The organism is Gryllotalpicola protaetiae, from assembly GCF_003627055.1.
In the GTDB taxonomy this organism is placed as follows: domain Bacteria; phylum Actinomycetota; class Actinomycetes; order Actinomycetales; family Microbacteriaceae; genus Gryllotalpicola; species Gryllotalpicola protaetiae.
In genome coordinates this window covers 2,251,708-2,272,637 of sequence record NZ_CP032624.1, presented here as the reverse complement: position 1 = coordinate 2,272,637, position 20,930 = coordinate 2,251,708, and the positions used below count along the sequence as shown (strand labels likewise).

The following is a 20,930-nucleotide window of genomic DNA, read 5'->3' as shown; positions in this document are numbered from 1 at the left end:
GTCGCCTGCAAGCGCTTGACGCAAGCGCTTGCAGTGTCCTGTCGCATGGATTAGCTTGCCCTACTAACCCCCTTGGCGGGGGCCATGCAATCAGCTCAATGAGGAGTGTCATGAAAGCATCACGCCGACCCCTGCTCGTCGCAGGGCTCGCAATCGCCTCGGCCGCAGCGCTCTCGCTGGTCGGCTGCTCTGGTGGCGGTGGCGGGAGCAACAGCTCATCTGGCGGCAACGACCGCGGCCCGATCACCTACGTCCAAGGCAAGGACAACAACAACGTCATCCGTCCGCTGATCGACAAGTGGAACACGGCGCACCCGAAGGAGAAGGTGACGCTGAAGGAGCAGTCCGACAACGCCGACCAGCAGCACGACGATCTCGTGCAGCATTTCCAGGCGAAGGATTCCGGCTACGACGTCGTCTCCGTCGACGTCGTATGGACGGCGGAGTTCGCGGCGAAGGGCTGGCTGCAGCCGCTCACCGGCAGCTACAAGCTCGACACGTCGAAGCTGCTGCCCGCGACGGTCAATTCCGCGACGTACAACAACACGCTCTACGCGGCGCCGTTCGCGACCGACGGCGGGATCCTGTACTACCGCAGCGACCTCGTGAAGACCCCGCCGGCCACGTGGGACGACATGATGAAGGACTGCGACATCGCCAAGGCGAACAACATGGACTGCTACGCGGGCCAGTTCGCCGACTACGAGGGCCTGACAGTGAACGTGGCAGAGGCGATCAACACCAACGGCGGCACCGTCGTCGGGAAGGACGGCAAGACGCCGACCCTCGACACCTCTGACGCGAAGGCCGGCTTGCAGCGCCTCGTCGACGCGTTCAAGGACGGGAACATCCCGCAGGCTGCGCTCACCTACCAGGAGGAGCAGGGACGTCAGTCCTTCGAGGCCGGGAAGCTGCTGTTCATGCGCAACTGGCCGTACGTGTACTCGCTCGCCACGACCGACGGCAGCTCGGTCGTGAAGGACAAGTTCGCGGTCGCGCCGCTTCCGGGCGTCGGCAGCGGTGCCGGCGCGTCCAGCCTCGGCGGTCACAACATCGCGGTCAGCCAGTTCTCGAAGCACAAGGCGACGGCGGTCGACTTCATGAAGTTCATGGAGTCCGATGACTCCCAGAAGTACCTCGTGGTCAAGGCGTCCAACGCGCCGGTGATCGCGTCGCTGTACAGCGATCCCGACCTGAACAAGCAGCTGCCGTACCTGTCGACGCTGAAGAAGTCGCTCGACAGCGCGGTGCCGCGCCCGGTCAGCCCGTTCTATCCGGCGATCACGAAGGCCGTCGCAGACGACTCCTTCGCGGCGCTGAAGGGCACCGAGTCGGTCGACCAGGCCTTGAGCGACATGCAGAAGGCCATCAAGACGGCCGGGTCTGGCAGCTAGCCGGCCATGTCCGCCACTGTGATCGGGGCGGCGCGCGGTTCTGACGCGCCGCCCCCGAGCGAGAAGCGCGGCGGCCTGCAGCGCGCCCAGCGCCTGCGCAACCGCAACGCCCTGCTGCTCATCATCCCCACGCTCGTGCTCCTCGCGATCGTGATCGGGTACCCGATCGTCAGCGCGATCATCACCTCGTTCCAGAAGGACGCAGGGCTCGACCCCGCGACCGGATTCTTCGTCCAGGGCGGGTTCGCCGGCTTCAGCAACTTCACGCACTGGCTGCTGCAGCGCTGTCCGACCGGCGACGGCGGCACAACGAGCTGCCCGCCCGGGAACCTCGGCGCCCAGTTCTGGAACTCGACGTTCACGACCTTCTTCTTCACCGTCGCGACGGTGGTGCTCGAGACCGTGATCGGGTTCTGGATGGCGATCGTCATGAACCGCGCCTTCTCCGGCCGTGCGCTCGTCCGCACCGCGATCCTGGTTCCGTGGGCGATCCCGACGGCGGTGACCGCGAAGCTCTGGGTGTTCATGTTCTCGGTCGCGGGCATCGTGAACGCGCTGTTCAACTCGCACATCCTGTGGACGAGCGACGACTGGCCTTCGCGGTTCGCGATCATCATCATCGACGTCTGGAAGACGACGCCGTTCATGGCGCTGCTGATCCTCGCGGGTCTGCAGCTCATTCCGGGCGAGGTCTACGAGGCGGCCAGGGTCGACGGGGCATCCACTTGGAAGACGTTCTGGACCGTCACGCTGCCGCTGGTCCGTCCTGCCTTGCTCGTCGCGGTGCTGTTCCGCGTCCTCGACGCGCTGCGCATGTACGACCTGCCGGCCATCTTCGGCGGCGGGAACGCGACGGCGACCTGGTCGATACTGGTGGTCGAGCAGCTCAGGCAGGGGCCGAACTCGGCATCCGCCCTCTCGACGATCGTGTTCGTGTTCATCTTCCTGATCGCGTACATCTTCGTCAGATTCCTCGGGGCCAACGTCGTGCAGACGACGCAGGCGCAGCAGAAGGGAGAGCTGAAGTGACGACAGCAGCCGCCCGCGTCGGCACGCGCGCACGTGCCGGCGTCGAAGAGCAGGTCGACGTCAACCGCGCCGCGGTGTCGCGGCGACGCTGGACGAGCACGCGCACCTGGGTCCAGGCCGCCGTCATCATCGTCTGGTGCCTGCTGCCGTTCTACTGGATGGTGGTGACCTCGTTCCGCGATGTCGGCTACACCTTCGACACCGCGTTCTGGCCGACGCACGTGACACTCGACAACTACGTCACGGCCCTGTCGACGCACTGGGGCAACCACCTCGGCCACGCCCTGCTGAACAGCCTGATCATCGGGGCGTCGGTCACGCTCGTCGCGCTCATCGTCGGCGTCTTCGCGTCCTACGCGCTGGCGCGCATCGAGTTCCGGTTCAAGGGCATCGTGCTCGGCCTCATCATGGGCGCGTCGATGTTCCCCGGGGTCGCGCTGTTGACGCCCCTGTTCCAGCTGTTCACCAACATCGGCTGGATCGGCACGTACCAGGCGCTGATCATCCCCGAGATCTCGTTCGCACTCCCCCTCGCGGTCTACACGCTCACCTCGTTCCTGAGAGAGATGCCGTGGGATCTCGAGGAGGCGGCGCGCATCGACGGGTGCACCTCGGCCCAGGCGTTCCGCAAGGTGATCCTGCCGCTCGCCGCCCCCGCGGTGTTCACGACTGCGATCCTCACCTTCATCTCGTCCTGGAACGAGTTCCTGATCTCGAGCCAGCTGTCGAGCGACAGGACGCAGCCGGTGACGGTCGCGATCGCCTCGTTCACGGGCAGCCTTCCGCACCAGGTTCCCTACACGGCGATCATGGCGGCGGGCACCATCGTGACCGTGCCGCTCGTGATCCTCGTGCTGATCCTGCAGCGCCGCATCGTCGCGGGCCTCACGGCAGGCGGTGTGAAGGGATGAACGGGGTGCTGAACTGGAAGGCGATCGAGCTGGTCGACATCGCGATCGGGATCGTCGGATTCTTCGCCTTCGCGTTCCTCATCGTCACCGGCGTCAGTGAGCTGACCGGCGCCCCGGCGCTCGGCTGGGCGCTGGCTCTGCTCGGCGTCGTGATCGCGCTCGGGCTGCTGCTCGCACTGCGGCGACGGATGCTTGCGGCAGAGGCCCGCGGCGGAGCGCAGGTGTCGACCGCCTGGGGTGGCTCGTTTGACGAGTATCGACGACGTCGCAAGAGCTAGCGGGGTATCGACCGCCACGGTCTCGCGCGCGCTGAGGGGGCTTCCCAATGTCTCCCCCGCAACGCGCGAGACCGTGCTGGCGACCGCAGAGGAGCTCGGCTACGTCGCGTCATCGAGCGCGTCCGGTCTCGCGACCGGCCGCACCCTCGCGATGGGTGTCGTCGTGCCGAACGTGAGCCGCTGGTTCTACTCGACGGTGCTCGAGGGCATCGACTCCGAGCTGCGCCGGGTCGGCTACGACACGATCCTGTTCAACCTGGGGCTCAAGGGCGAAGACCGCGAGCGCGTCTTCCACCGCTCCATCCTGCGCAAGCGCACGGACGCCGTGATCGCGCTGTGCCTCGATTTCACGCCGTCGGAGCGCGAGCAGCTCGCCTCCCTCGGCCACCCGACGATCGTGGTCGGCGGTCCGGTGACCGGGCTCAGGCACCTCGGCATCGACGAGCTCGCTGTGGCCCGCACGGCGACCGAGCACCTCATCGCGCTCGGCCACCGCGCGATCGGCCACCTCGGGGGCGCGACCGAGCACGGGCTCAACAAGCGCGTCCCCGAGCGCAGGCGGCGCGGCTACGAGCTGGCCATGGCGGCCGCGCGCCTCGCGGTGCGACCGGAATGGGAGGAGTCAGGGGAGTTCACGATCGCGAGCGGCCGAGAGGTCGCGTTGCGGATGCTGAGGCGCACTCCGCGCCCGACGGCGCTGTTCGCGGCCTCAGACGAGATGGCGATCGGCGCGATACTCGCGGCGCGCGAGCTCGGCATCGACGTGCCGGGCGAACTGTCGGTGATCGGCATCGACGACCACCCGCTCGCCGCCACCTTCGGATTGACGACGATCGCCCAGGACGCATTCGGTCAGGGCTGTCTCGCCGCGCGGCTCATGCTCGACGAGCTGGCGGGGTCGCCGCCGCACGCGGGCTCCGGTCGCTACCCGACCGCCCTCATCGAGCGCTCCTCCACATCGGCTCGCTAGTCAGCGTCCCCCACGCCGACCGCCTCGCCGACCTCGACGCGATCCTCCTCAGCGCCATCCGCGCGCCCGAGCTTCCCGCGCCCGAACACGACGATCAGCGTCGCGATGACGAGCACGATCACGCCGTACCAGAACGGCGCGGCCGTGGTGCCGAAGTGCCCGGCCAGCGTCGAAGCGAGCGGCGGAGCGATCGCGCCGCCGACGAAGCGCACGCCGGAGTATGCGCTCGAGGCGACCGGCCTCGGCAGATCGGTGGCCTCCATCGAGCACTCGGTCAGGACGGTGTTGAGGATGCCGAGGAACAGACCGCCGACGATCACCAGCACGACCAGCGCGGCGACGCTCGTGTGCAGCAGCGCCGCGAGCAGCAGCACGACGGCGAGCAGTGGGATCACGATGATCAGCACGGTCGTCCGCCGAATCCGCGCGGTCAGCAGCGGCGCGCCGAACACCGAGGTGATGGCGACGGCGACGCCCCACCCGAAGAAGATGTAGCCGAGCTGCATCGCGCTCGAGACACCGACGGCCTGCAGCGCGAACGGCGTCCAGGCGAGCAGCACGAAGAAGCCCATGTTGTAGAACAGCGCGGTCGCCGCCATGATCGCGAGCGCCGGCCGACCGAGGCCGCGGAACGGCGCGGACAGCGGCGTCGGGGTCGGCTTCGCCTGCGGTCCACGCAGCATGGTGATGATCGCGACGAACCCGACCGCCATCAGCGCCGCTGTGCCGAAGAACGGGCCGCGCCAGGAGACCTCGCCGAGCAGTCCGCCGACGAGCGGTCCGACGGCGAGGCCGAGCCCGAGCGCCGCCTCGTAGAGGATGATCGCGTTCGCCGCGCCGCCTGAGGCCGCGCCGACGATCGACGCGAGCGCCGTCGAGATGAAGAGCGCGTTCCCGAGGCCCCACCCCGCCCGGAATCCGATGATCTGGCTCACCGTCGCGCTCGAGCCGGCGAGTGCCGCGAACACGATCACGAGCGCGAGGCCGATGAGCAGCGTGCGCTTGGCGCCGATGCGGCTCGACAGCCAGCTGGTGAAGAACATCATGACGCCCGTGATCAGCAGATACGTCGTGAACAGCATCTCGGTCTGCGTCGCCGTCGCATGGGTCGCCTCGGCGATCGCGGGCAGGATCGGGTCGACGAGCCCGATGCCCATGAAGGACACCACGCACGCGAATGCGATCGCCCAGACCGCTACCGGCTGCTTGAGGATGGATCCGGATGCCTGCTCGTGTGCCATCTAGTGCGACAACTCCTTCGTGCGATTGTGCGTGCCGGCCGCGACCGGGTCGTTCAGCTCGACGCGCTCCTGCAGCAGCGCGACGGTGCGCCGCAGGGCGTCCAGTTCGCCGGCGTCGAGGTCGGCGAAGTACGGGTGCAGGGCGGATGCCAGCTCGTCGCGCCACGCGTCGACGGCGGCCACACCTGCGGCCGTCACGGCGATCTGCGCCGCGCGGGCGTCGTCGGGGTCGGCAACCCGCCGGGCCCAGCCGCGCTCGGCGAGGCCGGAGACGAGCTTGGTCATCGTGGGCTGCGCGACCCTGCTCAGGGTTGCGAGCTCGCCGACGCGCATCGGCCCGCTCTGCTGCAGCACGCCCAGTGTGCGCCAGGTCGCCGACGATTCCGTGCTTCCCGTCTTCTGCGCCGCGATACGCACGAGCCGGGAGTTCGCCTGCACGAGGTCGCCCAAGAGCGTGTGCAGGTCGGTCCGCTGTGCCATGCACGCTAGTTTACATAGCCGAACTATCTATTTCAACAAGAGAAAGGGCGCCGCACCGGAGTGCGACGCCCTTTCGAGCAATCAACCGGGTCGCCCCGGCCTGACTACTTGAGCGTGACCGTGGCGCCGACCTCTTCGAGGGCAGCCTTCGCCTTGTCGGCGGTCTCCTTGTTGGCGCCCTCGAGGACAGCCTTCGGAGCGCCGTCGACGACGGCCTTCGCCTCACCGAGGCCGAGCGAGGTGAGCTCGCGGACGACCTTGATGACCTGGATCTTCTTGTCGCCGGCGGCCTCGAGGACGACGTCGAAGGAGTCCTTCTCCTCGACCTCTTCAGCAGCGGCGGCACCGCCGGCAGCGCCGGCAGCAGCAACGGCGACCGGAGCCGCAGCGGTGACCTCGAAGGTCTCCTCGAAAGCCTTGACGAAGTCGTTCAGCTCGATGAGCGTGAGCTCCTTGAACGCGTCAAGCAGTTCCTCAGTGGAAAGCTTTGCCATTGTTTCTTCTCCTTGTTGAATGTGTACTCACCGCTGCTGCACTCACGTGCTTACGCAGCGGACTCCTGCTTCTCACGCAGCGCGTCGACGGTGCGAACAGCCTTCGACAGCGGGGCGTTGAACAGATAGGCGGCTCCGAACAGCGAGGCCTTGAAGGCGCCTGCCAGCTTGGCCAGCAGCACCTCACGGCTCTCGAGGTCGGCGAGCTTGCCAACCTCTTCCGCGGACAGCGGGCGGCCATCGAAATAGCCGCCCTTGACCACGAGGAGAGGGTTTGCCTTGGCAAAGTCGCGCAGACCCTTCGCAACGGCGACAGGGTCACCGTGGACGAACGCGATCGCAGACGGGCCGGCGAGCTCGTCGTCGAACGCCGTGATACCGGCGTTGTTCGCTGCGATCTTGGACAGCGTGTTCTTCACCACGGCGTACGACGCGTCGGTGCTGATGGAGCGGCGCAGTTCGCGCAGCTTCGCAACAGACAGACCGCGGTACTCGGTCAGCAGAACGGCAGTCGAGCTCTGGAAAAGATCCGTGAGCTCGGCAACCGCGGCTTCCTTGTTCGCCATGGCCACTCCTTATGAATTCAGCACTCGAGACGGATGCCTCGAGCCGCCGCAGCCCGCAAAGAGAAGTACAAAGAAAAAAGCTCCGAGCGCAGGGCACGGAGCTTGTCGATCGAACGATCTTCAGAACGTGAACCTGCGCGGGTCGCCTCTTTCGAGAACCTTGGTCCGGATGCTTATGAGGGCACTCCGGAAACCTGCGGTCTTTGGCTTTCCTCTAGGCTACCAGACGATCAGACGTGGTCCCGCCACGTGTGCTTCGGGTCATATCCCAGAAGCCGACGGGCCTTCTCGATCGAGAGCAGGGTGTCGTTGACCCCGAGCTCCCCGCGCACTTCGACGCCCGGGAACACCTCGGCGACGAGTTCGGCGTTCGGCCGCGTCATCACCGTGTCGGGTGACGCGATCACGAACCGTTCGAAGCCTGGCGTCGAGTACTCGAGCGCCCTGAGCACGGCCTGGCCGCCGTCGCGCGCGTCGATGTACCCCCACAGGTTCCACTTCCGCAGATTCGCGTCGGCGTCGAAGGCGGGGAAGTCGGCGTAGTCCTCGACGTTCATGACATTCGAGAACCGCAAGGCCACGATCTTGAGGTCGGGGTACCAGCGTGCGAGTTGCTCGGCCTGCTTCTCTTCCAGCAGCTTGTTGAGGGAGTAGACGGATTCCGGCAGCTCCACCTCTTCGTCGAGCGGGATGTACGGAGGCGGCGTGATGAACGGAAGGCCGAGGATCGTCTCGCTCGAGGCGAAGACGACGTTGCGGATGCCGAGGCGGGTCGCAGCGTGGAACACGTTGAACGTCGTCAGCGCGTTGTTATGGAACGTCGCCTCGTCGCTCACCACGCCGGGTGCGGGAATCGCCGCGAGGTGAACGACAGCCTCGTAGGGCGTCGGGCCGTCCTGGTACGAGCCGTCGCGCACGCCCGACAGCGCCGACGTCACGTCACCGAAGTCGGTGAGATCCACCCGCAGGAATCCGGACCCGCGCTCGCCGGCGCGATCGAGGTTCGTGACGTCGTGGCCGGCCTCGCGCAGATAGGCGAGCACGTTCGTGCCGAGCTTCCCGGACCCACCGGTGAGGGCGATCTTCATTGACGGCTCCTGCCTGTCGAATCGATACGACTCAATACAACCACGTCCCGTGCGCGGGTGAAACAACGCGTCCGCAGGCGACGTTTCACCCGCGCACGCGTCGTTTCACCCGCGCACAGGGACGAGCGGCAGTCGCACGATGAACGCCGTCCGACCCGGCTCGCTCTCGACGGCGATCGATCCGCCCTGGGCATCCACCACGGCTTTCACGATCGCGAGCCCGAGCCCGGTCGACCCCGTCTCGCGTGAGCGCGAGCTGTCGCCGCGTGCGAAGCGCTCGAACAGCACCGGCTGCAGTTCGGTCGGAACGCCGGGGCCGTCGTCGACCACGGTCACCTCGGCGTAGTCGTCGACCGGGCGCATGCCGAGGGTGACGGTCGTCCCGGCCGGGGTGTGCACTCGCGCGTTCGTCAGCAGGTTGGCGAACACCTGGTGCAAGCGGGTCTGATCGCCGATCACCTCGACCGGCTCCCCCGGCAGATCGATACGCCAGCTGTGGTCTGGGCCGGCCGCGTGCGCGTCGGACAGCAGGTTGATGAGCAGCATCGACAGGTCGACGGGCTCGCGGTCGAGTTCGCGACCCTCGTCGAGGCGGGCGAGCAGCAGCAGGTCCTCGACCATGGTCGTCATCCGCTTCGCCTCGGACTCGATGCGGCCGATCGAGTGCTGCACGTCGGGTGGGATCACCTCACCGGAGCGGCGGGTCAGCTCCGAGTACCCGCGGATCGACGCGAGCGGCGTGCGCAGCTCGTGCGAGGCATCCGAGATGAACTGGCGTACTTTGCGCTCGCTCGCCTCGCGCGCCGTAAGAGCGGATGCCACGTGCCCGAGCATCGCGTTGAATGCGTTGCCCACCCGACCGACCTCGGTACGGGGGTCGGTGTCCTCATCCGCGACGCGAACCCGCAGCGCGACCTCGCCGCGATCGAGCGGAAGAGTCGACACGGTCGTGGCCGCGCCGGCCACCCGATCGAGCGGGCGCAGCGAGAGACGCACGATGAGCAGGCCGATGCCCGCGGCGAACGCGGACGCCGCGATCGTCGCGAACAGCATCGTGATCGCGAGGTGCTCGGTCGTCGCGTGCGCCTCGGCGAGCGGCAGCCCCATGATGAGGTGCTGTCCGTCCGGCAGATCCTCGGAGGCGACCCGGTACTCGCCGAGATTTCCGCCCAGATTGACGGAGGTGGGCGTGCCGTCCTGCGGCAGGGACGTCATCTTGGTCACGAAGTCGGCGTCTGCGACAGCTCGGTGCGCCCCGCCCTCCGAGCCGGTCGGCTGGTAGTAGCTGCTTGTGACATGTTGCCCATCGAGCAGCGCGGCGAGCGTTCCGCCTGGTTGGCCGGTGTACGTGACGATCGTGTCCGCGCCCACCGGCTGCCCGTGAACGTAGCCCGTGACCGCAAGCTGCAGCCCGCGCTGGCTGGCCAGCTCCAGCTGGGCGTCCACCCGGCCGATCAGATAGTCGTTGAGAAGCACGACGCTCACGATCCCGATCGCGACACCCAGCACCGCAATGAGCGCGGCAACCGCTGCGACCAGTTTGCGACGCAGGGTCCACGATCTGAACGGATGCCGGAACCAGCCGCCCACTCGCCGCAGGAACCCTCGGACCGCCGACGTCCGCCCGGCTGCTCCGGTGCTCATCGGCACCGAGGCTACCGGCCCCGCTGCCGACTGTGTCATCTCGCGTCGCGCCTCACTCGACGGCCTTGACCATGTATCCGGCGCCGCGCACGGTGTGGATCATGGGCTTCCGGCCGGCGTCGATCTTCTTGCGCAGATAGGAGATGTAGAGCTCGACGACGCTCGAGGTGCCGCCGAAGTCGTAGGACCACACCCTGTCGAGGATCTGCGCCTTGGAGAGCACCCGGCGCGGGTTCCGCATCAGATAGCGCAGCAGCTCGAACTCGGTCGCGGTCAGGCTGATCTGCTCGCCTGCGCGGGTGACCTCGTAGCTGTCCTCGTCGAGCACGAGGTCGCCGACGACGATGCGCGGGTCGCTGGTGTCGGCGATGAGGGCGCGCGAGCGGCGCAGCAGGCTGCGCAGCCGGGCGACGAGCTCCTCGAGGCTGAACGGCTTGGTGACATAGTCGTCGCCGCCGGCCGTGAGGCCCGCGATGCGGTCGTCGAGCGAGTCCTTGGCGGTGAGGAAGAGCACAGGCGTCTCGTTGCCGCCCTCGCGGATGCGGCGCATGACCTGCAGCCCGTCGAAGTCGGGAAGCATGATGTCGAGCACGACGGCGTCCGGCTTGAACTCGCGGGCCACACTGACGGCCTGATGGCCCGTGCCCGCGCTCTTCACCTCCCACCCCTCGTAGCGAAGGGCCATCTGCAGCAGGTCGGTCAGGGTGTTCTCGTCGTCGACGACGAGCACTCGGATCGGCGAGCCATCGGCGTGGTGAAGATGTGCCTGCGCGGTGCGCGAATCGGACAGGTCGATGCTCATTCTGCCGATTATCCGCGTGACCTTTCGAGACCGCTATGCCGAACTTATGGCTTGGCTGTGAGAACGGATGGTTGGGCTCAGAGTTGCCCGATCTCCTGCAGCACGGAACGAATGGCATCCCCGCTGCGGTGGAAGGCGTCGTGCTCGCTCTGATTCATCGGCACACGCAGAACGCGCTGCACTCCGCCCGCCCCGAGCACGCACGGCACAGACAGCGCGATGCCGTCGACCCCCTCGTAGTCGCGCAGAACCGTGCTCACCGGCGTGACCATGTGCTCATCGCGAAGAATCGCCTCGACCAGCCGCACCCCGGCGAGCCCGATCGCATAGTTCGTGGCGCCCTTGCCGGCGATGATCGAGTACGCCGAGAGCACGGCCTGGTTCGCGAGATCGGCGAGCTTCTCGTCGTCGAAGATCTTGGTGCCCGACTCGTCCGTCCACCCGCTGATCGGCGAGCCGCCGATGGTCGCGTTCGACCACAGCGGGAAGGCGCTGTCGCCGTGCTCGCCGAGGATCATGGCGTGCACGTCGCGCGGGGCGACGCCTGCGGTCTCAGCGACCAGCCACCTCAGCCGCGACGAGTCGAGAGTCGTTCCCGAGCCGATGACCTGACCCCGACGCAGCCCGGCGACGTCGACGGCCACCTCGGTGAGCACGTCGACCGGGTTCGTGACGAGCATGTACACCGCATCGGGAGCACGCCTGACGAGCTGCGGCATGAGGTTGCGGATGATCTCCGCGTTGGTGTTGACGAGCTCGAGCCGGCTCTGCCCCGGCTGCTGCGCGGCTCCCGCGGTGATCACGATGACGTCCGAGGCGGAGAGCACGTCGAGGTCGCCCCCGCCGGTCACTTTCGCGCGATGGGCGAACGGGGTGCCATGGGCAAGGTCGAGCCCCTGCGCCTCTGCACGAGCCGCGTTGAGGTCGTAGATGACGACCTCGTCCGCTGCGCCGCGGATGAGCGCCGCGTAGGCGAGAGAGGTGCCGACCGCCCCCGCGCCGATGATGCCGAGCTTCGTGGTTCGCAGGTTGGCCATGAAGTCATCATTCCGCCGCAGCGGTCCCGAGTCCATGCTTCTTGGCAGGTGCGTGTCACCTGCCCGAAAAGCGGGCGCGTTAGGCTGGCGACGCGGTCAGAGTCGACCGGGGGAAAGGCGGATCATGACGGCTGAGCAGGTGGTCGACGCCGCGGAGCACGACGCAGCGCTGCACGGCGGCGTGCCCGAGCCGACCGAGATCGCGCACGGCGTGTGGACACTCCCGATGGAGTTCCCGAGCAAGGGCCAGCCTCTGCGCTACACGCTCAGCTATGTGCTGACGGATGCCGCAGGCGGCGTGCATCTCATCGACCCGGGTGTCGACACCGACTCCAATTGGAAGCGGCTCGAGGCGCACCTCGCCGCGCGGGGGCGCAGCAGCGCAGACATCCGCTCGGTCATCGTCACCCATCTGCACTTCGATCATCTGGGCATGGGCGCCCGTGTGCGCGCGATGACCGGCGCTGAGGTTGTGCTGCACCGCCTCGAGCAGGCGGCGATCGACGGCGAATTCGGCGGAGAGGACCGCGAGCGATTCGACCGCTGGGGCGTGCCGCACGAGCGCCGCGACGAACTCGCGCGCATCACAGCCGAGCGCTTCTCGAAGGCGCAGATCACGGCGGATCGGCTCGTCGAGGGCGGCGGTCGGCTCGTGCTCGGTGACATCGAGCTCGACGTGATCTGGACGCCCGGTCACACGTACGGCAGCATCTGTCTGCGCGACGCGGAACGGAAGCTGCTGTTCACGGGCGATCACGTGCTCCCCGTGCTCAACCCGGGCCTCGGCCTCGGCGGCCCGACGCCGAGCAACCCGATCAGCGACTACCTCGACGCACTCGACAGGGTCGCCGGCTTCGACGACCACCAGGTCTGCCCGGGGCACGGCTACCGCTTCTTCGGCCTGCGCGCCCGGTGCGACAAGCTCGGCGCCCATCACGCCCGGCGCACCGCCGAGGTGGCTGAGGTGCTCGATCGCCTCGACCGCCCTTCGGTCTGGCAGGTCGCCTCCGAGCTGTACTGGAGCCTCGGGTGGGAGAACCTGTCGCATTACCTGCTCGACTCGGCGCTGGCGCAGGTCGAGATGCACATCGATCGGCTCGGTCGCACGGCCGAGACCGAGCGCGCGGCCTAGCGTCGAAGGCGTCAGGGCGTATCGTTCACACGTGACCTCGACCGAGCAGAGCAACACCACCGCCCTTGAGCAGCGCCGCGTCGCCCGCGAGTCGACTCGGGTCGGCGGCGAGAACGCCCGATCGTGGCAGCTGGTCTCCGCGCTTCAAACGAGCCGCTTCGATCTGGCTCAGCTGGGCCGGGCGGATCAGATCGTGCTCGACCTCGAGGACGCGATCGACGGCTCGCTCAAGCAGCAGGCCCGCGAGAACGTGGTCGGCTGGCTCGAGGGCGGCGGCTCGGCGTGGGTGCGCATCAACGACTGGACGACGGTCGACTGGTCCGACGACATCGCCGCGCTCGCGGGTGTTCCCGGCCTCGCCGGCGTGATGCTCGCGAAGACCGAGGCCGCAGAGCAGGTCACCGACACCTTCCAGCGCCTCGGCGGGTCGACCCCCGTGGTCACGCTGATCGAATCGGCGCTCGGCATCGAGGACGCGGCAGACATCGCGCGGGCACGCGGCGCCTACCGCCTCGCATTCGGCTCCGGCGACTATCGCCGCGACACGGGCGCCTCCAACACGCCCCTCGCGATGGCCTACCCGCGCACCAAGCTCGTGCTCGCCAGCCGCATCGGCGATCTCCCCGGTCCCATCGACGGCCCGACCGTCGCGAGCACCCACCCGGTGCTGCGCGAGCAGGCGGCCGATGCCGTCGCGCTCGGCATGACGGGCAAGCTCTGCCTCGATAGCGAGCAGCCGGCCGTCATCAACGAGTCGATGAGCCCGTCGCCCGCCGATGTCGCCTGGGCCCTCGACTTCCTCGCCGAGTTCGAGGCCGACGGCCGCGTCATCCGCGACGGCTCCGACAAGCCGCGCCTCGCCCGCGCCGAGACCATCAAGCGCCGCGCGGACCTCTTCCGCATCGAGCCGAGCTCGTAGTCGCTACGCCTGAGCAATCACGCAAGTTCCGAATACGTCACATACGCGAACGCCGACGAGTCCGGCGCCCAGCTGCCGACGTTCATCGCGCCCTGCCCGCCGAACACGGTCACCACGTCGCGTCCGGTTCCGCCGTCGGGTGTCGTAAGCCTGATCCGCACGTCGGCGATGTTCTCGGGGTGGCCCTTCGTGCCCGGCGGGTAGCTCACGTACACGACATGCTCTCCCGAGGGCGACGGGTGCGGGAACCAGTTCACGCGCTCGTCATCGGTGAGCTGCACGAGGGATGCCCCGTCCGGCCGCACCCGGAACAGCTGCGCATGCCCCTCAGCGCCGCCGGCGCGCTCCGAGTTGAAGTAGACCCACTCGGCCCCGTCGGGACCCGGCCCGAACTCGGCGCCGTCGTCCTGGAATCCATCGTCCGTCAGCTGTACCTCGTCGCCGCCTCCGAGCGGCAGCAGGTACACATTGGTCACCCGCCGGTCGCCGTCCCACGACAGCCCGATGTAGGCGAGCGTCGCCCCGTCGGCCGACACGCCGTGCAGGTAGTGACGGAAGTCGCCGCGGTCCCGGGACACCTGCCGCGGCCCGCTGCCGTCGAGCGGAATCGCATAGAGATGGCCGTCCTCCGCCGATACGTAGACGGTCGACCCGTCGGGCGACACGACGTGGTCGTTGTTGATCTCAGGGATCCCGCCGAGATCGATCTCGGTCAGCACCGCGCCCTCAGGCGCAGCGTCCGCGGGCAGCCAGAACAGCCGGCCGCCGCCGTTCACGACGAGCGCCGTGCCGTCGGGCGTCCAGTTGGGTGCTTCGAACAGCAACTGGTCAGAGGTGGTCACCTCGCGCGCGGCATCCGCCGCCAGGTCGTAGACCCACAACGTCGCCGACTGCCCCGGTGCGAACCCGCGTGCCATCAGATCTCCCGCCATTCGCCGCTGTCCGCGGCCTCCATCACTGCCTCTGTGACGCGCACGGCGCGCAGTCCGTCCTCGAAGCGGGGCAGACCATCGGGGGCCGCCCCGCCGATCGCCGCGTAGCTGTCGGCGACGAACGCGTTGAACGCGTCCTGATATCCCTGCGGATGCCCCGCGGGCGTCGTGACGAGCCGCGCCGCCTCCGGCGCGAGCTGATCGGAATCCCTCGGCACCAGCAGCGACCCGGCGCGCCGCCCGAGCCACAGCGTCTCAGGCTGCTCCTGATCGAACACGACGGATTCCTGCGCTCCGCCCACCTCGATGTGCAACCGGTTCTTCCGTCCGGGCGCCAGCTGCGAGACGAGCAGCGTGCCGATCGCCCCGCCCGCGGTCTCGAGCGCGACCGACACCGCGTCCTCGGTCTCGACACGCGGGTGCTCGGCGCGGTCGGCGATGAACGTCCGCTTCGACGCCGCGACGCGCGCGACCCGATCGCCGGTCACGAACTCGATGAGGTCGACGAGGTGCGAGCCGATGTCGGCGAAGGCCCGCGAGCGACCGCCGGCCGAGACATCCACCCGCCAGTTGTCGTCGCCTGCCGACAGCAGCCAGTCCTGCAGGTACGAGCCCTGCACCGTGAGAACCCGCCCGGTCTCACCGGTGGCGACCCGCGCCCGCGCTTCACGCACGAGCGGGTGGAAGCGATAGACGAACGGCACCGTGGCGACCTGGCTGCCGGATGCCTGCACCAGCCGCTCCGCGTCAGCGATGCTCGTCGCGAGCGGCTTCTCGCACACCACGTGCTTGCCTGCGGCGAGCACGGCGAGCGCTTGCGGCGCATGCAGCGCATTCGGCGTGGTCACATGCACGACATCGATGCCGGGGGCAGCGAGCAGCTCGTCGAGTGAGCCGTACGCCTGCTCGATCCCCAGTTCCTCTGCGGCCGCCGCACCGCGGGCCGGTGACGAGCCGACGACGCCGATCAGCCTCGCCCGAGCGGCGCGCGCCGCCCTCGAGTGCACGGTCGCCATGAACCCGCCGCCGACGATCCCGACCCCGATCGGCTCCGATCGGAGCACACGATCGACGATATCGGCGGACCGGGTGTCGAAGGCCTTCTGGCGACCGCGCCCCATCAGAGCGTCGCTTCGCTGGGCGACCACGTCTCGGGAAGCGCCGGCGTCGGCACGAAGCTGCTCCCGACCTCGACCCACTCGCCGCTCTCGGCGGCCTCGATCGTCGAGACCATCACGTCGAGGGCGTGGAACGCCTGCTCGCCTGAGGCCCGCTCGGGCACACCCGCGCGAATGGCTCGCGCGAGCTCGACGACACCTGTGCCGCGCGCCGCCTTCTCGCCGGTGGTCGCGATCGTCTCCTCTGACCCGTCGGCCTTGTGCAGCACGAGGTCACCCACGAACATGTTGGGGTCGACCAGCTCGAGCGCGCCGTCGACGCCGGTGACCTCGAACAGCGTGCGTCGGATCTGCGAGTCGAAGCTGAAGATGCTCTGCGACGTCTGCCCTCTCTCGAACTCGAAAACGGCCGTCACGTGCGTCGGCACCGTGACCTCGAAGCTCTCGCCGGCACGCGGCCCCGAGCCGATCGTGCGTGACGCCTTCGACGTCGAGGCGACGGCCGCCACCCGCTTGACCGGCCCGAACAGCTGGATCAGCGTGGTGACGTAGTACGGCCCGACGTCGAACAGCGGACCCGCCCCTTCCTGGAACAGGAAATCGGGATTCGGGTGCCACGACTCGGGCCCTGGCTGCTGCATCAGCGTCAGCGCCGTCTTCGCCTCGCCGATCGCCCCCGACTCGATGAGCCGCCGCGCCGTCTGGATGCCCGCTCCGAGGAACGTGTCCGGCGCCGTCGCGACTCGCAGTCCGGCGGCCCGTGCGGCCGTGAGCAGTGCGCGCCCGCTCTCGCGGTCGAGCGCGATCGGCTTCTCGGTCCACACGTGCTTCCCCGCCGCGAGCACCTGCTGCGCGACCTCTGCGTGCACCTTCGGGATCGTCAGATTCACGACGATCTCGATCTCCGGGTCCGCGAGCAACTGCTCGACGGTGCCGAAGCGCGCCACCCCGAACGCCTGAGCCTGGAACTGGGCGCGGTCGAGGTCGATGTCTGCGATGAAGCGCACCTCGACATCGGGGAACGAGGTCAGATTGGTGAGGTACTGCGTGCTGATGTTGCCCGCGCCGATCACTCCGACGCCGACGCGCCCGCTGCCCGCGGCTCTGCCGGCCGCGGCGCTCGCAAGCCCGCTCATGCGAGTCCCTCGCTCTTCAGGAACGCGACGCTGTCGGCGACGGCTTGGAAGCGGTCGCCGCGCGAGTCGTCGAGCTCGATGACGCGCAGCGCCGTCGGCGCTGCCTCGATGATCGAGCGGATGGGCAGCGAGCCCGATCCCACCGCGACCTGGTCCTTGTTCTCGTGCGTAGCGGGGCCGTCCTTCACGTGCAGCGCGATCACCTTCGACCCGAGCTCGCCGAGCAGCTCAACCGGGTCGGTGCCTCCCACCGCCGCCCAGTAGGTGTCGAGCTCCAGCGAGACAGAGCCGGGCAGCTGTGCCGCGAACAGTTCATACGCGGGCCTCCCGTCGATCTTCGTCTCGAACTCGAACGCGTGGTTGTGGTATCCGATCGCGAGACCGAATGTCTGCGCCTTCTCGGCGGCGGCGGCGAGATCAGCGACGATCGCCTTCACGCCGTCCGCGGTCTGCCACCGCTCTTCGTCGATGTGCGGATCGATGAGGGTGCGGATGCCGAGGGCTGCCGCCTTCTCGAAGATCGCCTCTTGGGTCTCCCCCACGAACCGCTGGTGAGCGGTCGGGCTCCTGAGCCCGGCGGCGGCGAGCCCGTCGCCCAGTCCCTCGAGCCCCACGATGTTGAATGCCTCGACCTGGGTGAACCCCAGTTCGGCCAAGCGCGCGAGCGTGCCAGGCAGATCCGCCTGCAGCGCCTCGCGCACGGTGTACAGCTGCACGGAGAGCAGTGACTCGGTCACGTAAGCAGTCCTCTTCCTCGTTGAAGTCGAATGGATTCGACTTCATTCAATCAGGCTTCCGTCGCCGGTCAAGCAAAAGGCCATTGTTTGCCGCCGACTTTCGTGTCTGTGATTGAATTCGGTCATGTCTGACGCGCGCGGCCAGCTGGTGGCCCCTGATGCGCGCGCGCTGCTGCGGATGCTTCGCACAGGCGGCCCGAAGACCCGGGCTCAGCTTGCCGAGCTCACCGGCCTGGCCCGCTCGACGGTGTCGGCCCGCCTCGAGGGCCTCCTCTCATCGGGCCTGGCCGTCCCCGCCGGCGATGAGTCGTCCACGGGCGGCCGCCCGCCGGCCCTCGTCGCGTTCAACCCGGCCGCTCGCGTGGTGCTCGCGGTGGATCTCGGCGCGACCCACGGCGTCGTCGCGTTGACCGATCTCGCGGGAAGCATCCTGCACACCGAGTCGCGGGAGCTCGCCATCGCGTCGGGTCCCGAGCCTGTTCTGGATTGGGCGATCGCGGCCGCCAAGCGCGTGCTCACGGCGAGCGGCCGCGCCCGCACCGAGCTCGTCGGCATCGGGGTCGGGCTGCCCGGTCCGGTCGAGCACGCGAGCGGCCTCCCGACGAATCCGCCGATCATGCCCGGCTGGAACCGCTTCGACGTGCCCGGCTACGTCGGCCGACACTTCGACGTTCCGGTCCTCGTCGACAACGACGTCAATGTCCTTGCTCTCGGCGAGCACGCCGTGACCTGGCCCGACGTCACCGACATGGTGTTCGTCAAGGTGTCCACGGGCATCGGCGCCGGGATCATCTCCGGTGGGCGACTGCAGCGCGGCGCCCAGGGCTCGGCCGGCGACCTCGGCCACGTCCGCGTCCCCTTCACGAGACGCACCCCACAGCACGGCGCGGAGGACGCCGACCTCGAGGCGCTCGCGAGCGGCCCCGCGATCGCCGCCTGGATGACGGAGCGCGATGCCCCCGCCCTCACCAGCCAGGACGTGATGGAGGCCGGTCTCCGCGGCGACCCGCTGGCCGTCCAGGGCCTGCGCCAGGCCGGTCGCGATCTCGGCGAAGTCCTCGCGACCGTGGTCAACCTGCTGAATCCGTCCGTCGTGGTCATCGGCGGCAGCGTCGCCCGTGCAGGCGAGCACTTGCTCGCCGGCGTCCGCGAGGTGGTCTACGGCCAGTCCACCCCGCTCGCCACGCAGAACCTCAGCATCGTGCACTCGCGCGCCGGTGCCACGGGCGGCGTGCTCGGCGCGGCCATCATGGTCATCCAGCGCGTCCTCGACGAAGCATCCGCCTGACTCCATCCACGACAAGAAGGACACCGATGTCTCTCCCCGCTCCCCGCTTCCCCGACCCGTCCGACGCACCGACGCTCCGCTGGGGCATCCTTGCGCCCGGCGGCATCGCCCGCAGCTTCGCGGGCGCGCTGCGCGATCACACCCGCCAGCAACTCGTCGCCGTCGCCTCCCGGTCGCAGGCTCGCGCGCAGGCATTCGCCGACGAGTTCGACGTGCCGCGTGCTTATGACGACTACGGCCGACTCGTCGCCGACCCGGAGATCGAGGCCGTCTACGTCTCCTCGACGCACAACGCGCACCTCGACCTCGCACTCCTCGCGATCGCGGCCGGCAAGCACGTCCTCGTCGAGAAGCCCGCCGGTTTCTCGGCTGCCGAGGCGCAGCGCATGCTCGACGCGGCCCGCGAGCGGGGCGTCTTCCTGATGGAGGCGATGTGGACCCGCTATCTGCCCCACACCGACGTCGCCCGCCAGCTGCTCGAATCCGGCGCAGTCGGCGAGGTGCGACTGGTGACAGCCGATTTCGGCGTGAACGTCCCCTTTGACCCCGACAGCCGCATGTACGACCCGGCCAAGGCGGGCGGATCGCTGCTCGACCTCGGCGTCTACCCGATCTCCTTCGCCCAGTTCGCGCTCCCTGCACTCAATCAGGATCCGCGTCTGCACGTCGCAGGCTCCCTGTCTCCTACCGGATCCGACGCGCAGGTCTCGCTGATCCTCGAGGCGGATGCCTCATCGCACGCCCTCGTCCATATCGGCGTCGAGGCGCGCACCCCCTGGACCGCGACGATCTCCGGAACCAAGGGCCGCATCGAGATCGAATCGGCCTTCTGGTCGCCCTCGGCGCTCACGTTCTTCCCCAACGAGGGCGAGCCCGAGCATTACCCGCGCCATCGCTCGATCACCGGCAGCGGCGGCATGGCGTTCGAAGCCGCAGCATTCGCGCGCTATATCACCGACGGGCTGGACGATTCACCGCTGCACCCGTTCTCCGAGGCGATCGCCACCCTCCGCATCATCGACGAGGCGCGTCGCCGCCTGGGCTACACGGTGGGTCTGGAAGACTAGCTTCTCGTGACCGATCTGCTTCTCCCCGGCTTCGACGCCGACGAGAAGTCGGTCCGTCCAAGCCATCTCGACCGTGTCGTCGCGGACTCGAACGACCGCATACCGTGGCTCCGTGCCCGCAGCCGCGGCATCACCGCAACCGACGTCGCCAAGCTCTCGACGCCGCGCTCGGTCGAGGCGGCCGCGCGGGAGAAGTGGTTCGGCAGCCGCTTCAGCGGCAACGCATACACCGAGCACGGCCGCGACCGCGAGCCGGCGATCGCCCAGTGGGTCTTCGACCACCACGGCATCGCACCGTCGTCCCTGCTCTTCCACGCCGAGCGGGACAGGCGCCACCTGGCGACGCCCGACGGTCTGGCGGTGACGGATGCCGGTTCCGTCGTGCTCGCGGAGATCAAGACCACCAACAAGCCATGGCGCAGCATCCCTCGTCACTACCTCCGGCAGATCTGGTGGCAGCAGTACGTCCTCGGTGCCGAACGGACGCTTTTCGTGTGGGAACGGCACGAGGGCTTCGTCCCCGTCAGCGAGCCGGAAAGCCGTTGGGTGGACCGCGACGACGACGCGATCGCGGTCCTCGTGGGGCTTGCGGCGGACCTGATCGCGACCATCGACAGGCTCGCGAGCCGACACACGGGCGCAATCGGAGCGTAATGCCCCGCGGTTA

Annotated in this window: 22 protein-coding genes; 10 read left to right on the top strand and 12 right to left on the bottom strand. The window is 68.5% G+C overall.

All coding sequences use genetic code 11. The features are described from left to right. Positions 1-110: 110 nt before the first annotated feature. The 5 genes from D7I44_RS11150 to D7I44_RS11130 are packed head-to-tail and all read left to right on the top strand — an operon-like array spanning position 111 to position 4,582. Positions 111-1,394, top strand: coding sequence for an ABC transporter substrate-binding protein (locus D7I44_RS11150; RefSeq protein WP_120789560.1), 1,284 nt, complete (start codon positions 111-113; stop codon positions 1,392-1,394). Between the two features lie 6 nt (positions 1,395-1,400). Then, a complete protein-coding gene (locus D7I44_RS11145) occupies positions 1,401-2,423 on the top strand; it encodes a carbohydrate ABC transporter permease (RefSeq protein ID WP_120789559.1) in 1,023 nt (340 codons plus the stop codon). Beyond that, positions 2,420-3,334, top strand: a complete 915-nt coding sequence (locus tag D7I44_RS11140) for a carbohydrate ABC transporter permease (RefSeq protein ID WP_120789558.1) — start codon at positions 2,420-2,422, stop codon at positions 3,332-3,334. The genes D7I44_RS11145 and D7I44_RS11140 overlap by 4 nt, the downstream gene beginning before the upstream one ends. 5 nt (positions 3,335-3,339) lie before the next feature. Continuing rightward, positions 3,340-3,612, top strand: coding sequence for a hypothetical protein (locus tag D7I44_RS11135; protein WP_181445562.1), 273 nt, complete (start codon positions 3,340-3,342; stop codon positions 3,610-3,612). Next, positions 3,581-4,582 carry a LacI family DNA-binding transcriptional regulator gene (locus D7I44_RS11130; RefSeq protein WP_120789557.1) on the top strand — a complete coding sequence of 334 codons (1,002 nt, stop codon included), beginning with the start codon at positions 3,581-3,583 and terminating at the stop codon, positions 4,580-4,582. Before D7I44_RS11135 ends, D7I44_RS11130 begins: the two co-directional genes overlap by 32 nt. Here the strand turns inward: D7I44_RS11130 and D7I44_RS11125 are convergent. From D7I44_RS11125 to D7I44_RS11090, 8 genes are all read right to left on the bottom strand, one after another. After that, on the bottom strand, positions 4,579-5,823 hold the full coding sequence (locus tag D7I44_RS11125; RefSeq protein ID WP_120789556.1) for an MFS transporter: 1,245 nt from the start codon (positions 5,821-5,823) through the stop codon (positions 4,579-4,581). The genes D7I44_RS11130 and D7I44_RS11125 overlap by 4 nt on opposite strands. After that, positions 5,824-6,303 (bottom strand): MarR family winged helix-turn-helix transcriptional regulator, encoded by a 480-nt coding sequence (locus D7I44_RS11120; protein ID WP_120789555.1) that lies wholly within the window; start codon positions 6,301-6,303, stop codon positions 5,824-5,826. A gap of 104 nt (positions 6,304-6,407) precedes the next feature. Further along, entirely contained in the window at positions 6,408-6,797 is a 390-nt protein-coding gene (rplL, locus tag D7I44_RS11115) for a 50S ribosomal protein L7/L12 (RefSeq protein WP_120789554.1), read from the bottom strand. Between the two features lie 50 nt (positions 6,798-6,847). Further along, positions 6,848-7,363 carry a 50S ribosomal protein L10 gene (gene rplJ / locus D7I44_RS11110; RefSeq protein WP_120789553.1) on the bottom strand — a complete coding sequence of 172 codons (516 nt, stop codon included), beginning with the start codon at positions 7,361-7,363 and terminating at the stop codon, positions 6,848-6,850. Positions 7,364-7,593: 230 nt separating this feature from the next. Then, positions 7,594-8,451: an NAD-dependent epimerase/dehydratase family protein gene (locus tag D7I44_RS11105; protein WP_120789552.1), complete on the bottom strand. Its 858-nt coding sequence runs from the start codon at positions 8,449-8,451 to the stop codon at positions 7,594-7,596. 105 nt (positions 8,452-8,556) lie between these two features. After that, positions 8,557-10,095: a sensor histidine kinase gene (locus D7I44_RS11100; protein WP_120789551.1), complete on the bottom strand. Its 1,539-nt coding sequence runs from the start codon at positions 10,093-10,095 to the stop codon at positions 8,557-8,559. 52 nt (positions 10,096-10,147) lie between these two features. After that, positions 10,148-10,897, bottom strand: coding sequence for a response regulator transcription factor (locus tag D7I44_RS11095; protein WP_120789550.1), 750 nt, complete (start codon positions 10,895-10,897; stop codon positions 10,148-10,150). A gap of 77 nt (positions 10,898-10,974) precedes the next feature. Beyond that, a complete protein-coding gene (locus tag D7I44_RS11090; RefSeq protein WP_120790914.1) occupies positions 10,975-11,934 on the bottom strand; it encodes an L-lactate dehydrogenase in 960 nt (319 codons plus the stop codon). A gap of 124 nt (positions 11,935-12,058) precedes the next feature. On the opposite strand from D7I44_RS11090, the gene D7I44_RS11085 reads away from it, so the two are divergent. Both D7I44_RS11085 and D7I44_RS11080 read left to right on the top strand, forming a co-directional pair. Next, on the top strand, positions 12,059-13,066 hold the full coding sequence (locus D7I44_RS11085; RefSeq protein ID WP_162940224.1) for an MBL fold metallo-hydrolase: 1,008 nt from the start codon (positions 12,059-12,061) through the stop codon (positions 13,064-13,066). 31 nt (positions 13,067-13,097) lie between these two features. Beyond that, positions 13,098-13,985, top strand: coding sequence for an HpcH/HpaI aldolase/citrate lyase family protein (locus D7I44_RS11080; RefSeq protein ID WP_120789548.1), 888 nt, complete (start codon positions 13,098-13,100; stop codon positions 13,983-13,985). Positions 13,986-14,002: 17 nt separating this feature from the next. Here the strand turns inward: D7I44_RS11080 and D7I44_RS11075 are convergent, their stop codons facing one another. The 4 genes from D7I44_RS11075 to D7I44_RS11060 form a co-directional block, all read right to left on the bottom strand. Continuing rightward, positions 14,003-14,902 (bottom strand): TolB family protein, encoded by a 900-nt coding sequence (locus tag D7I44_RS11075; protein ID WP_120789547.1) that lies wholly within the window; start codon positions 14,900-14,902, stop codon positions 14,003-14,005. Continuing rightward, entirely contained in the window at positions 14,902-15,933 is a 1,032-nt protein-coding gene (locus D7I44_RS11070) for a Gfo/Idh/MocA family protein (protein WP_245980254.1), read from the bottom strand. The genes D7I44_RS11075 and D7I44_RS11070 overlap by 1 nt, the downstream gene beginning before the upstream one ends. 104 nt (positions 15,934-16,037) lie before the next feature. After that, on the bottom strand, positions 16,038-17,171 hold the full coding sequence (locus D7I44_RS11065; protein WP_120789545.1) for a Gfo/Idh/MocA family protein: 1,134 nt from the start codon (positions 17,169-17,171) through the stop codon (positions 16,038-16,040). Next, positions 17,168-17,908, bottom strand: a complete 741-nt coding sequence (locus D7I44_RS11060; RefSeq protein ID WP_245979540.1) for a sugar phosphate isomerase/epimerase family protein — start codon at positions 17,906-17,908, stop codon at positions 17,168-17,170. The genes D7I44_RS11065 and D7I44_RS11060 overlap by 4 nt, the downstream gene beginning before the upstream one ends. A 124-nt stretch (positions 17,909-18,032) precedes the next feature. On the opposite strand from D7I44_RS11060, the gene D7I44_RS11055 reads away from it, so the two are divergent. Genes D7I44_RS11055 through D7I44_RS11045 form a run of 3 tightly spaced genes read left to right on the top strand, consistent with a single transcriptional unit; the run spans position 18,033 to position 20,917 of the window. After that, positions 18,033-19,196, top strand: coding sequence for an ROK family transcriptional regulator (locus tag D7I44_RS11055; RefSeq protein ID WP_120789544.1), 1,164 nt, complete (start codon positions 18,033-18,035; stop codon positions 19,194-19,196). A gap of 26 nt (positions 19,197-19,222) precedes the next feature. After that, positions 19,223-20,263, top strand: a complete 1,041-nt coding sequence (locus D7I44_RS11050; protein ID WP_120789543.1) for a Gfo/Idh/MocA family protein — start codon at positions 19,223-19,225, stop codon at positions 20,261-20,263. Positions 20,264-20,278: 15 nt separating this feature from the next. Then, complete coding sequence (locus D7I44_RS11045; RefSeq protein WP_181445628.1) at positions 20,279-20,917, top strand: YqaJ viral recombinase family protein; 639 nt, start codon at positions 20,279-20,281, stop codon at positions 20,915-20,917. Positions 20,918-20,930: the final 13 nt, after the last annotated feature.